12 protein-coding genes are annotated in these 12,638 nt (G+C 42.3%); 3 read left to right on the top strand and 9 right to left on the bottom strand.

What is annotated here, in order from left to right; all coding sequences use genetic code 11:
• Positions 1-21 precede the first annotated feature (21 nt).
• Both PSE72_RS18270 and PSE72_RS18265 read left to right on the top strand, forming a co-directional pair.
• Positions 22-1,323, top strand: a complete 1,302-nt coding sequence (locus tag PSE72_RS18270) for an HdeD family acid-resistance protein (protein ID WP_004912893.1) — start codon at positions 22-24, stop codon at positions 1,321-1,323.
• Between the two features lie 90 nt (positions 1,324-1,413).
• A complete protein-coding gene (locus PSE72_RS18265) occupies positions 1,414-1,746 on the top strand; it encodes a DMT family transporter (RefSeq protein WP_371021498.1) in 333 nt (110 codons plus the stop codon).
• A gap of 307 nt (positions 1,747-2,053) precedes the next feature.
• Here PSE72_RS18265 and PSE72_RS18260 read toward each other — a convergent pair whose 3' ends face one another.
• Genes PSE72_RS18260 through PSE72_RS18240 form a run of 5 tightly spaced genes read right to left on the bottom strand, consistent with a single transcriptional unit; the run spans position 2,054 to position 7,539 of the window.
• Entirely contained in the window at positions 2,054-3,193 is a 1,140-nt protein-coding gene (locus PSE72_RS18260; RefSeq protein WP_117162492.1) for a Gfo/Idh/MocA family protein, read from the bottom strand.
• A gap of 11 nt (positions 3,194-3,204) precedes the next feature.
• On the bottom strand, positions 3,205-4,269 hold the full coding sequence (locus tag PSE72_RS18255) for a sugar phosphate isomerase/epimerase family protein (RefSeq protein ID WP_109913146.1): 1,065 nt from the start codon (positions 4,267-4,269) through the stop codon (positions 3,205-3,207).
• Positions 4,266-5,342 carry a Gfo/Idh/MocA family protein gene (locus PSE72_RS18250; RefSeq protein WP_004912903.1) on the bottom strand — a complete coding sequence of 359 codons (1,077 nt, stop codon included), beginning with the start codon at positions 5,340-5,342 and terminating at the stop codon, positions 4,266-4,268. The genes PSE72_RS18255 and PSE72_RS18250 overlap by 4 nt, the downstream gene beginning before the upstream one ends.
• A gap of 1 nt (position 5,343) precedes the next feature.
• Positions 5,344-6,594: an MFS transporter gene (locus tag PSE72_RS18245; protein WP_198641465.1), complete on the bottom strand. Its 1,251-nt coding sequence runs from the start codon at positions 6,592-6,594 to the stop codon at positions 5,344-5,346.
• 27 nt (positions 6,595-6,621) lie between these two features.
• Entirely contained in the window at positions 6,622-7,539 is a 918-nt protein-coding gene (locus PSE72_RS18240; RefSeq protein WP_115166917.1) for a GNAT family N-acetyltransferase, read from the bottom strand.
• A gap of 269 nt (positions 7,540-7,808) precedes the next feature.
• Here PSE72_RS18240 and PSE72_RS18235 point away from each other — a divergent pair, with 269 nt between their 5' ends.
• The gene (locus tag PSE72_RS18235; protein ID WP_115166916.1) at positions 7,809-8,789 is read left to right on the top strand and encodes a LacI family DNA-binding transcriptional regulator; all 981 of its coding nucleotides are present in this window, start codon (positions 7,809-7,811) and stop codon (positions 8,787-8,789) included.
• Position 8,790: 1 nt separating this feature from the next.
• Here PSE72_RS18235 and PSE72_RS18230 read toward each other — a convergent pair whose 3' ends face one another.
• From PSE72_RS18230 to PSE72_RS18215, 4 genes are read right to left on the bottom strand one after another with little or no spacing between them, the layout of a single operon-like run.
• Entirely contained in the window at positions 8,791-8,952 is a 162-nt protein-coding gene (locus PSE72_RS18230) for a hypothetical protein (RefSeq protein WP_198641464.1), read from the bottom strand.
• A 14-nt stretch (positions 8,953-8,966) separates the two neighbouring features.
• The gene (gene fhuB / locus PSE72_RS18225) at positions 8,967-10,937 is read right to left on the bottom strand and encodes a Fe(3+)-hydroxamate ABC transporter permease FhuB (RefSeq protein ID WP_115166915.1); all 1,971 of its coding nucleotides are present in this window, start codon (positions 10,935-10,937) and stop codon (positions 8,967-8,969) included.
• Entirely contained in the window at positions 10,927-11,853 is a 927-nt protein-coding gene (locus PSE72_RS18220) for an ABC transporter substrate-binding protein (protein WP_115166914.1), read from the bottom strand. The genes fhuB and PSE72_RS18220 overlap by 11 nt, the downstream gene beginning before the upstream one ends.
• Entirely contained in the window at positions 11,844-12,626 is a 783-nt protein-coding gene (locus PSE72_RS18215) for an ABC transporter ATP-binding protein (protein ID WP_272691046.1), read from the bottom strand. Before PSE72_RS18215 ends, PSE72_RS18220 begins: the two co-directional genes overlap by 10 nt.
• Positions 12,627-12,638: the final 12 nt, after the last annotated feature.

Raw genomic sequence — 12,638 nt, 5'->3', positions numbered from 1 at the left:
TGTAATAACAAAGGATAAGTGATGCTACAAATTGCATTATTACTTTTCGGTGCCGAATTTATCAGAGGAAAAGCACATTACCTCTGGGGGATTGGGCTCCTTTGGTGTTTTATTGGTATATTTATTTTCATCGATGGTGTTGATGGTATTCTTTTTTTTCCAATACATTTGTTTGGTATTCTATTGTTACTTGAAAGTCTGATCACATTAAGTGTCGCTTCAAGCGGAATTGGAACACAAAAAACGATACTTTTCTTTAAAGGTGGTCTATTTTTGTTCTGTGCATTGGTTATCTTGATTAATCAAACATATAGCAATGTATTATTGTCAGCAATGTTCGGTTTTGTTTTTTTTATTACCGGATTATTTGTTGTTGCATCAGCTTGGATCGTACGTTTTCCTGGATGGCAATTAATCCTATTATGGGGCGTAATTGAAATGCTGTTTGCCTTTTTTCTGTTTACCCATCACCAAGCAACAATTTCTTTTTTTATCGGTTTTTTGATGATAGGAAGTGGATTTGGATGCCTGAAGTTAGCATTTCGAGCCCGTCATATCCAACGAGGAACATCCATATTTGAACTGATGCGTCCTTTACCTGTGTCGTTTAAGAAAAAAGGGGCAATGCGACCCATAACAGAGACCCCACAATCTTCCACTATAAGTAGAGAAACTGAACAAGATACTATTTTGACTGTTCATATCTGGACCCCCGAAGGCTCCGCAAACCAACGCCCTGTACCACGGCCAATTATTAATCGTTATATTGCGGCTGTTGATTCTGAAGGAGTAATCTCGACGGGGCATGCATCTCTAGAACTCTACCCGCACCTCTATATCAGCTTGTACCCTGAAGAAGATATTGATCGTTCTCCATCAGAGTTTTTCAGGCTACTAAAAGCAACCGCTGATAATAATGTTCCGGGGCGTTTCTTGCCTAATTATCAAACTGAAGCATCCGAATGGTGTGAATCTGACAGACAGATTGTTTTCAATGTTTATAACTATGCTTCTTTATTGAGTTTTTGGGAAAAATATCGCCAATATCCTATTTATAACCTAACATACCAAAACTGCTCCAGCAGTGTTGCATATGGTTTGGAGGCTGCATTAGATGGTGTTTTGTCTATGCAAAAGAGAAGTGATTTTATCGGGATTTTAAATGTACTTTGCATGCCAGAGTTATGGATTGCGGCTCAAATTCGTCGGCGTGCACTGATGATGGCATGGACCCCTGGATTAATTATGGATTATGCACGTGCTTTGCGGGCTATTGTACACCCAGTTCCAGTCCCTTGGTATAAACGCTTACTTAGGCGTTGAGTTTCATAGCCATTAGACATTTTTATCTCAAACATAGTTTAAAATTGTCATTTTGGAATGTTTGCTAAATAAGTTAAAGAGGTTTTTATGCTGAAAGTGTACGCAATCTTAATGGTGTCTATCATAGCTGAAACAACCGCGACAACCATGATGAAGGCGTCTGATGGGTTTACTAAGTTAGTACCCAGTATTATTGTCGTTATTGGTTATGCCATTTCTTTTTATGGATTATCCCAAGTTGTAAAAAGTATGAATATTGGTATCGCCTATGCGATATGGGCTGGAGCGGGAATATTTCTTGTTTCAGCATTATCATTTTTTGTTTATAAACAGAAACTTGATTTTCCAGCATTAATTGGTCTAGCATGCATTGCGCTGGGAATTGTTATTATCCAGCTGTTCTCTAAATCAATTACTCATTGAGTGTCGAAATTATTCAACAAGAATGGATTAAATAACGACATTAAGTTGCACACGTAACAAGATACATACCGACATTGAAACATTTTTTGTTACACCACGCTGGTGGTGTAACATCACTAGGAGAGGTATCCTCTCCTTTTAACTGATTCTATCAAGCAGTATAGCTTTCCGGCTCACTCCCCCTCGTCGCTTTTGCTTATCCGTATTACAAAGAAAAAATCATTATTACAGCCTCTGTGCCGAAATATATTTCATAAAGGTTATAGATTATACCAACTCATTAACCTCAGACCATCCATCGCAGAGATTATGATGAGCAACGATATTGCGTAAAATCAATCCATTGACCGCAGCTATCATGGCTACGTTTTGCGGCATCAATAAATGCCATCCCCTGTAGGCCAGTTTCAATACCTGGTAATAACGGTGATGCACCGCTTCCCTCGCGTAAACGAGTTGCCGCCTCACGATAAACCTGAGCAAAACCCTCTAAATATCCTTCGGGATGCCCGGCTGGAACCCTTGACATCGCACGGTTTTCCTCCCATTGAGACATTGATCCCCGTGTCACACAATACATTGGCGAATCAAACGGTTTTAACCATAACTGGTTAGGATTTTCTTGGGAAAATGAAAGACTCCCTTGGCTGCCATATATGCGTAGTCGCAGCCCGTTTTCTTCACCACAGGCCACTTGGCTCGCCCATAGACGCCCTTTTGCTCCGTTGTGATAACGCATTTGCACACGCACATCATCATCTAGCACTCTTTCAGGGATCATTGATGTGAGTTCCGCACAAATGGCCTCTGGCAACATCCCTGTGACAAATGAAGCTAACTGCCACGCATGAGTACCGATATCGCCGATACAGCCCGCTCCCGCTTTTTGTGGATCGGTACGCCAACTCGCTTGCTTGTTTTCAGTTTCCTCTAATCGTGTTGCTAGCCATTGCTGCAAATACTCCACTTCAATATAACGAATTTCGCCTAGTTCCCCTGCTAATATCCGGCTGCGCGCTTCGCGAATTAGCGGATAAGCACTGTAATTATGCGTGAGAATCAGTTGCCTACCCGTTTCTCTCACAACATCGGCAAGCTGCAAAGCTTCTGAGTATGATGTACACAATGGCTTATCACAGATCACGTCGATACCTGAGCGCAAAAATTCAACGGCAATAGGGGCATGCAAGTGATTAGGCGTGACAATCGCAACCACATCAATGCCATTACCACGTGCCGCCTCGCTTTGCGCCATTTGCTGATAGCTAGCGTAGCATCGTTCAGGCGCAAGGTGCAGCCGTTGCCCTGTACGTTGACAATTTTGCTCGTTCGAAGAAAATGCGCCTGCGACTAACTCAAACTCATCATCCATACGAGCCGCTAATCGATGCACTGCACCAATAAATGCACCTTCCCCACCTCCAACCATTCCCAGCTTTAGTCTCATCGCCTTATCCTTTATTTATCACTCACGATCCCAAGTAACGCTCTGATTTGTTGAAGATTAGTATCTACCGCTGCAAAATCATCAAAGGCATGATCAACCGCTGGAATAATATGATTGGCGATAAAATCAGCTCCCTCTTTCGCCCCGACATCTGGAGATTTAAGGCAACACTCCCATTCCATTGTGGCGATACCGGAAAAACCGTACTGGGTTAATTTGCTGAAAATAGAGACAAAATCAATCTGGCCATCCCCTAACGAACGAAAACGCCCTGCGCGCTCAACCCATGATTGATAGCCACCATAGACACCGCTACGGCCATTTGGTGAATATTCCGCATCTTTGACATGAAATGCGCGAATGCGTTGGTGATAGCAATCAATAAACGCGAGATAATCCATTTGCTGGAGCAATAAATGGCTTGGGTCGTAGAGAATATGGCAACGCGGGTGGTTATCGACAAGGCCGAGAAAACGCTCAAATGTCACGCCATCGTGTAAGTCTTCCCCTGGATGCAACTCGTAACACACATCAACGCCACACTCGTCAAACACATTCAGAATAGGCAACCAACGCAGCGCAAGTTCAGCAAATGCTTCATCAAACAGTTGTGCATTGTGAGGGGGCCAAGGGTAAAAATAAGGCCACGCCAGCGCGCCTGAGAAAGTCACGTGCGTAGTTAGCTTTAGGTGCTGCGAGGCTTTTGCCGCTTTGATGAGTTGCTCTACCGCCCACTGCTGGCGCTTTTGAGGATTACCTCTAACACTCGCTGGTGCAAAACCATCAAAAACCGTGTCATACGCTGGATGTACCGCAATTAATTGGCCTTGTATATGGGTCGATAACTCACTGATCTGAATACCATATTGCTGTAACATGGCAACCAGCTCATCGCAATAAGTTTGGCTTGTGGCGGCCAAATCTAAATCAAAGATATGTGGGTCGATCGTTGGCACTTGGATATGGGTAAAACCTAGGCTTGATGCCCATTCAGCGAGGCCTTCTAATGAGTTAAAAGGGGCTTTTTCGCCAATAAATTGTGCCAAAAAGATTCCGGGGCCTTGGATTGTTTTCATGACTCACTCCCTAAAATCACGGTGCGCTGTGTACGCACAGCTTCATCCGCAGCAAGAACAATTCGCAAGCTATTGAGTGCGTCTTGTAAATGCTGTTCTAATGAAAATTGTTCCGTAATCGCTTGAACAAAATAACGTTGTTCACTTAGGCATAGCGCCAAATGGCCTGGCTCGTCTTGGCAGTCAACCCAACGGTCGGGATGCTTAAAGGCATTGTTTTTATCAAGCTCTGCATAGTGAATACGTAAAGAGTCAGTGCGCGTGTGCCCATCGACATTATCACTATTTCCCTCTCCATGGCGAGCCATTATCGAAACCGCACCTCGAGGGCCTATGACATCTTTGATAAAATACGCCGTTTCGCTGATCATTGGCCCCCAAGCCGCCTCATACCAACCCACTGAGCCATCATCAAAACGAACCTGTAATTGACCATAGTTATACATGTTGTCTGGTAATTCATCGGTCAATCTTGCGCCAATAGCGCTGACACTCACTGGTTGAGCTTGTGTCATTTGGCACATCACATCTAAATAATGAACGCCGCAGTCAACTATCGGTGATAGTGATTGCATCAAGTTACGGTGTACATTCCACATCTGACCATGGCTTTGTTGATTCAAATTCATTCTCATCACTAATGGCTTACCCAGCTCATGAGCTAGATGAATGAATTGTTGCCACGATGGGTGATGACGCAAAATATAACCTACCACCACTTGTCGATGGGCTTGTTTAGCCGCAGCAATGACACGCTTAGCCCCTTCAACCGTAGTGGCTAATGGCTTTTCAATAAACACATGACAGCCTGCCTTGAGTGCTAGCAATGCATAAGCTTCATGAGTATCAGGGTATGTCGTTAAGCAAACCGCATCTGGTTGCGTTGCTTTTAATGCCTGTTCGTAATTATCAAACGTGGCATATTCACCACCTAAATGTTCATTGAGAATGTCTTTTGAATGACCACGAGCCACCAGCCCGCAGATATCAACCCCTTCCATTCGGTGGTAAGCCTCTGCATGAGAGGCTCCCATATTGCCGCAACCAACGACTAAGACGCGTAAATTAGCCATCTTATTTCCCCTCCACTGGCTTTTCTTTATAGTTGAACGCGAAGAAGAACAATGCGGCAATCAGTAACGCACCTATCGCTGGGTACCACCAGAAACTTTGCCATTGTGGCAGAGCCGCTGCGCCTTCCGTTGTAACAATGCTATTGAACAGCATGCCACTGATTTGTGAACCAATTAACATCCCCACGCCATAGGTAAACAAAACCAACAAGCTCTGCGCCTGCCCTTTTACTTTCTCGCCAGCAACTTTGTCTGTATAGATAAAACCAATAACAAAGAAGAAGTCATAGCACATACCATGTAAGAAAATGCCGATATAAATCATCCAGCGCAGTTCTTCAGCGATCCCTAAGGCAAACATGACATAACGTAAGCACCAAGACAGCATCCCAATGAGTAACATCACTTTAATGCCAAGACGTGCAAAGAAGAAGGGTATCAATAACATAAAGAACAGTTCTGACATCTGCCCTAAAGACATCACGCCACCAACGTTAGTAAACCCTGTCGCTGCAACAAATGGCGCCGCATAGGCATAGTAAGCCGCCAATGGGATGGAGATCAGCATTGCACAAATGATGAAAACTAAGAAATGACGTTGCTTAAGCATGGCAAACGCATCCGCACATAACAAGTCGCGCATCGCAACAGGTTTACCACGCTCTGGTGCTGGCGTGTGTGGTAATGTAAAGCTGTAAATCGCTAGTACCAACGAAGCCGCTGCCGCCAAGGTGAAAATTTCTGTACTATCTGATAACCCTGTTGAACCGACAATCAGCCCCGCAACAATCCAACCAAATGTACCGAATGCACGCACAACTGGGAACGCTTTCTCACTGTTCGGTAAACTATAAAAGGCAACGTTGTTACTAAGAGCAATAGTTGGCATATAGCAAAGCATATAACCAAAGATTATCCATAACAGACCGCTATGGTCCCCCGTAAAGTAACTTGGGATCATCCATAACAAACCGGCACCAATGAGATGCAGCACGCCAAGCACTTTTTGTGATGCAAAAAAACGGTCAACTACCATCCCTAGTACAAAAGGAGATAAAATAGAGGCGATGGGCCCTGTCGAATAGGCATCACCAATAATTGCTGATAAACCATATTTCCCCATGACAACCCCTAGCGTGACATACCATGCCCCCCACACAAAAAATTGAAGGAACATCATTAACGCCAATCGCGGTACTACCCATACATGGGCAGTATTTTTACCACCTTGAGTAAGACTATTTGTACCCATAAGACCCCCAATAATTTCTATTCTTTATTAGCCACTTTCAGGTAAAAAGGACGGCATAACCACGCCGCTTGGTTTCTGCGCATAACCTTTGGCTTGCGCAAGATGCAGTTCACAAATTAGACCGCCCCATCGCAATAGCGCTTGGCACAGTGCATTTCGCTCTACGGGAACTAAAACGACTGGCATCGCACCACGATGATGTTTGTCTAACATCCAACCGAGTAAATCCAGTGCTACCTCATCACGATAGCTGCAACCGGGTCCTAACATCCTCGATGCGGGATGTGCGATAGAGGCAAGATAACCTTCGATGCACTGGTTATGCTCCCAGACTGCAATTCGCCATAACCCGCTAGTGTCATTCAAAAAATATTCAATATCCCGCTGACGGCTAATACCCAATAAATCCGCTTCCAATTGTAAAATAGCTGGTAAGTCCTCGGTTCGAGCATCTCGCACAATTCCTTCGGTCAAACGAGGGAAATTTACACCTTGCTCGGGTACTGAAATCACCATGTCTTGGTATATTGCGTAAGGTGTAAAACCGCCACGGCGATAAAGAGAATAAGAGTCTAAATTCAGGGCACTTGAAATTAAGCGAATGGGTAAATTTCCTGCTAATTCATCCGCTTTGGACAATAATTTCTTTGCAATACCCTGTCCGAATGCATCGGGATGGACATTCATAATCCCAAGGCCCAAATGGGTTTCACGTGGGTGAAAAAAACACGAGCCAAGAATATTAAGTTGTGGATCACGGGCTACCCAGTGGTAGTCAGGATCAAGTTGTTGGTATACATCAACAAATAAGTGGCACTCTTCAGGCGCAGACTGAAATATTGCGCCTAAACCATGTTGCTGATACCAGACATTCGTTGAGTGATAAATCAAATGCGCGACTTCACTCCGATCAGTGTATTTCGCAAGCTGTAGTTGTATATCCATTCATTACCTCTCATGTTTTATTGTTTATAAAATGAGGCTTTTCACTAAATGGCAGCTAAACTCCAAAATGAAATCGATTACATTTTTACTGAAATCGATTTCATTTATAAAATATAGCCAAATTGTTTCTTTCAGCAACTAGCTGAATGGTTCAATAATGACCTAAAAGGTAAATTTGCAATCTGCATCACAAGTTGCTTGTATCAATCGTACTTTTCATCACGATGTTGCATACTGTGCATGGCAATAGACAAAAGGAAAAGTGAACAATGTCGATAGAAAAAGTGGCGAAAATCGCAGGAGTCTCTGCCGCAACGGTTTCACGGGTATTGAATGATCAACATATTGTCAAACCCGCAACTCGCGATAAAGTTCTCGCCGCCATCGCTCAGTGTAATTATCAGCCTAATTTATTAGCGCGCCAACTACGTACCTCGCGTAGTCGTATGCTATTGGTGTTGGTGTCTAATATCACTAACCCCTTTTGTTCACTCGTTGTACGAGGTATTGAAGAAGAAGCGGAACGCCACGGCTATCATATTTTGTTATGTAATTCTGAATCCAATCCAACACGTGAATCCGCTTATCTGAGTTTACTCAGAGGTAAGGTTGTTGATGGCGTCATCACTATGGATGCAGTGAGTTGTTTGCCTGGACTTACTGATATGATTGGGGATTTTCCGTGGGTACAGTGTGGTGAGGGAGATCCAGAATTTCGTGCTTCTTCGGTTACTATTGATAATTCACAAGCCGCTAGCGCTGGCGTTTATCATTTAGCAACGAAAAATCGCCAACGCATTGCATTAATTAACAGTGATATGCGTTACCTCTATTCGCAACAACGGGAACAAGGGTATCGAAAGGCGCTCGCTGAACTTGGCTTTGAGTATTGTAAAATCGAATATGTAGAAGAATTAGATTACACCGCGGGGGCGAAGGCCATGGAAAAGTTACTGCAAAATGCGCCCAAACCCGATGCCGTATTCGCGATTTCTGATGTCATCGCAGGCGGTGCAATGAGTGTTTTACATCAGCAGGGGTTGCATATTCCCAATGATATTGCCGTGTTAGGGTTTGATGGTGTGCCCTTCGGTCAAGTAACCACGCCGCCATTAAGTACTATTGTACAGCCGATGCATCAATTTGGCATCCGTAGCGTTCAACTGCTACTCAATAAAATTAAGCACCCGCAACTCGATGACAGCCATGAAATCCTCGAATGGCAATTAATTGAGCGTGGCTCAACTTAACTCACCTTTTTACTGCCATTCTGGGGCTGTGGTATTGAAATAATACGGATAAGATAAATACTACTATTTTCTTTTCGTATTTATCTTTTTTTATGGCTATCGCGATATGACCTGACTTATCAATATTAGTTAGGTCTTTTTGAGTAGCGATTTGGTTAGCCATATTTACACCATAAATTATGACTTGATTTTATTCATCGCCATCAGCAATAAAAAATACCCGCCACCTAAAATGGCGACAAATATTCCAGCAGCTATCTGTGTTGGATAAATAATAATTTGTCCTAACCAATCTGCCCAAACCATTAATATACTGCCGATCAACCCACTAATAATAAGTTGTTGTTTCGCCTTTTTAGCGCCAACTAAAAAAGCCATATGGGGTGCAACTAAACCAAGAAATGCAATAGGGCCAACAGTAGAAGTGACAAAAGCACACAATAATGCAACTAAGATTAATAGCAATATAGTCGCTAATTGTGAATTTAGTCCTCTTCCCTGTGCAAATGACCGACTAATTGATAATAAAACTAGCCAACGATTTAACGTGATCGCTAATATAGCTAACACAACAATACTGATTGAAAAAATAATGGCCTGTTGCCCTTCCACACGATAAGTTGACCCTGAAAGCCATAATAATATCCGATAGCTACTCAATGTACCTTGAGCTAAAAAGAACTGAACAAAAGCTTCTAACGTTGCCGTTAGGCAGATCCCTGTCAAAATTAAGCTTGCTGGTGCGTATTGGTGTCGCTTACCTAGGTACAACAATATCCCTAATACAATCAGGCTCCCGATTAAAGCAATACCCCAAAATGAGGTTTGAATAGCAGTGCCTAATAGTAAACTAAATAGAACAAGTGCCGCTGTAGCACCTGAAGAAACCCCTAAAATATCTGGGCTGGCCAACGGGTTATAAATAATTCTTTGTAATAAAACGCCTGCAATACTCAATGCTAAGCCAGAGAATATAGCCGCTAATAAACGAGGCCATTTAATATCCCATTGAAAACTTGATGGCAGTTGCCAATAATATTGTTCACCATTCGTTTGTAAGCAAAGTGAAAATACAACTCCACTTGCTAACAATAAAATAAGAATACATACCGTGGTTTTGGAAAGTATTATTTTTGTTGGTAATAGACCTATCGATAATTGATCTTGGGCTGTCATTGCTCGGCGGCTAAACCAGATCAATAAAGGAGCACCAATAGCAGCAGTCATTACCCCCGTAGGAACCACAATATTAAGGTAGTTTGTTAGTGCGATAGCCCCGCTGTCTGCAAGAAGCAATAAAATAGCGCCTACAACTGCACTGTTTAATAACTCTTGCCTTGCACTCATATTACCCATTCGCCGTACTATATTTGGGGCTAATAAACCAATAAAACTAATAACCCCTACAGTTGAAATAGTCGCCGCCACTAACCAAGATGCTAAAACAATAAAAAACAAGAAAGTAGGTAAAACGGATAAGCCACGAGCTTTAGCCCCCTCATGACCTAATTTCAATAATGTCAAAATACGAGGTGCAAAACAGATAATAATAATGATAGGGAACAATAAAGGTAATAAACCAACCACTTTTTGCCAGCCATCTTGCGCTAGATTTCCAGCTCCCCACATAAAAATGTTTTGTGCAAATTGAGAATTTAATGTAATTAATGCAGTTGCTATAGCACCAAACAAAATATTGATGACCATTCCCGAAACAACTAACGGAATGCCTGTCATATTGCGAATACCTGCAATTAATATTACCAACCCAAATGCAAGTAATGCTCCCACCATCGCAGCTAGCGTTTGATATAACCCAATCTCATTACTAAACCAAATATTGACTACCACTAATGCTAACCAAGCACCGGATGATGAACCTAATGTCAGTGGTGAAGTAAGATTATTTTGTGTTAATTGCTGCATCAAACTGCCCAATAAACCAAAAGTCGCGCCCACTAATAATGCCATAGCAAGGCGTGGTAATTGGCCATATAAATAAAAATAATCAGCAAATGTATCGGCTGAAGCAGGATGAATAATTAAAAATAATTGCTGACTGAGTATAACCCCAGGTTCGAGCTGAAGATTAATCAGCGCAAACACCATTAATACAAAAAAAGGTATTGAGTACTGTTTAGTTGTCATTATGAGGAGCAACCTGTAATAAGCTTTCTGTTAATGCTTCCGCCATTAATTGCAAGGAAAATACACCACCATAATTCCAAACGGGACGAACACTATTTATCCGCCCTTGTTTAACAAAGGGCATCGACTGCCATAAAATAGAATCATTTAGTTTTTTTTCTTCTACAAATGGTTTGATATATAACACGTACCCATCATTAATAAACTGTAATGAATTTATTCGTCTCTGTTCTATTCCCCAAGCACGTGCGGGAACTAAAATAGCGGGCTTTAATGCAAGCTGTTCAAGAACATAATTTAGCGTTGAGTTCTCAGTATAAAGAAAAATAGTGCTTAAACTTGAAAACCGGATAACAGCAACATTTGGTTTCGTGGAAAAAGCTCGTTCAAGCTGTGATCTTAATTCAGCAAAACGTTTATCCATTTTCATTAGATATTCATCAGCAAAAGAGGTCTTGTCAAATAAGCGAGCCAACGTTTTAAAATGCGCAATGGCTACAAGCCCTGAGTCATCTTGGCGTGCAAAATTTGATAAATAAACGACTGGCGCTATTTTTTCCAATAAAGGCAGTAAATCTTCTTGCGCGCTACTTGCAATAATAACATCAGGTTTCAATGCGGCAATTTGCTCTAAATTAGGCTCAGCCCGGGTTCCTACCTCTTTGACTGAAGAAGGAACAACAGGGTCAACAACCCATTGCTGGTAACTCTCTAATTCCGTGGCGCCAATAGGGGTAACTTCAAGGGTTAATAGCTGCTCCAGTAAATCCCAATCTAAAACCACAACGCGCTGAGGCGGCGAATTGAACTCGATAATACCACGACTGTCCGTAACAGAATAAGCCCGTGTATAAAATGAGCATAATAATGTACTTGTTAATAAAATAAGGCCAAGCAAATTGATTCTTAAGCGCATACGATAGCAACCCTATGATGTTCTGACTCTGGAAAATTAGGGTGTGGTATTAACTTAATCGGGGTATCGTAGAGTGACGATAGCCTTGCTTCATCATGAAGAAGAACACTTTTTCCCTCAAATTCTATTTTCCCTTTTTTTAATGCCACTATGTGTGTTGCGTAGCGTAGAGAAAGGTTGAGGTCATGAAGGATCACAATCACACCAATCCCATGAACTTTATTAAGCTCACTCAATAAATTCATTAACTGGTATTGATGGTGAATATCTAATGCAGAAGTCGGTTCATCCAGTATTAAAACCGGTGATTGTTGGGCAAGTAACATGGCAACCCATGCGCGCTGGCGCTCTCCACCAGACAAATTGTCTGCTAAGCTCGAAGAAAACCCCTCAACTCCCGCTTTTTCCATTGCTTGCTGGATAATAATTTCATCGTCAGCTTGCCAGCGACCAAGTGCACCTCGGCACGGAAAACGACCTAACCGTACAAGTTCTTTCACAGACAGCCCCGCTGAGGCTGGCAGTTTTTGTGGTAAATACGCGATTTTCTGCGCTAATTCTTTCGTTTTATATCGAGAAAGACTCATGCCATTTAAATCGATTTGTCCGCTATCCGGTGCCATCTGCCCTGAAAGAAGATTAACCAGTGTAGATTTTCCAGAGCCATTATGACCAAGAACCACTGTGAGTTCTGTTGTCGGTATATTTAACGAATCTATAGATAAAATAGCACGATGATCGCGAACGATATTAATATTTGTTAATCGAAACATAGAAAGGACTCA

It is taken from the genome of Providencia sp. PROV116, from assembly GCF_028482485.1.
GTDB classification, from domain to species: Bacteria; Pseudomonadota; Gammaproteobacteria; order Enterobacterales; family Enterobacteriaceae; genus Providencia; species Providencia rettgeri.
Note: the sequence above shows the minus strand (reverse complement) of the source record. Positions and strands in the feature narration are given on the sequence as shown.

Excerpts from the sequence above, each read along its gene's own strand:
- PSE72_RS18250 (WP_004912903.1), bottom strand. The coding sequence starts at position 5,342 with ATGGCTAATTTACGCGTCTTAGTCGTTGGTTGCGGCAATATGGGAGCC.
- PSE72_RS18255 (WP_109913146.1), bottom strand. The coding sequence starts at position 4,269 with ATGAAAACAATCCAAGGCCCCGGAATCTTTTTGGCACAATTTATTGGC.
- PSE72_RS18235 (WP_115166916.1), top strand. The coding sequence starts at position 7,809 with ATGTCGATAGAAAAAGTGGCGAAAATCGCAGGAGTCTCTGCCGCAACG.
- fhuB (WP_115166915.1), bottom strand. The coding sequence starts at position 10,937 with ATGACAACTAAACAGTACTCAATACCTTTTTTTGTATTAATGGTGTTT.
- PSE72_RS18270 (WP_004912893.1), top strand. The coding sequence starts at position 22 with ATGCTACAAATTGCATTATTACTTTTCGGTGCCGAATTTATCAGAGGA.
- PSE72_RS18220 (WP_115166914.1), bottom strand. The coding sequence starts at position 11,853 with ATGCGCTTAAGAATCAATTTGCTTGGCCTTATTTTATTAACAAGTACA.
- PSE72_RS18230 (WP_198641464.1), bottom strand. The coding sequence starts at position 8,952 with ATGGCTAACCAAATCGCTACTCAAAAAGACCTAACTAATATTGATAAG.
- PSE72_RS18260 (WP_117162492.1), bottom strand. The coding sequence starts at position 3,193 with ATGAGACTAAAGCTGGGAATGGTTGGAGGTGGGGAAGGTGCATTTATT.
- PSE72_RS18245 (WP_198641465.1), bottom strand. The coding sequence starts at position 6,594 with ATGGGTACAAATAGTCTTACTCAAGGTGGTAAAAATACTGCCCATGTA.
- PSE72_RS18215 (WP_272691046.1), bottom strand. The coding sequence starts at position 12,626 with ATGTTTCGATTAACAAATATTAATATCGTTCGCGATCATCGTGCTATT.
- PSE72_RS18240 (WP_115166917.1), bottom strand. The coding sequence starts at position 7,539 with ATGGATATACAACTACAGCTTGCGAAATACACTGATCGGAGTGAAGTC.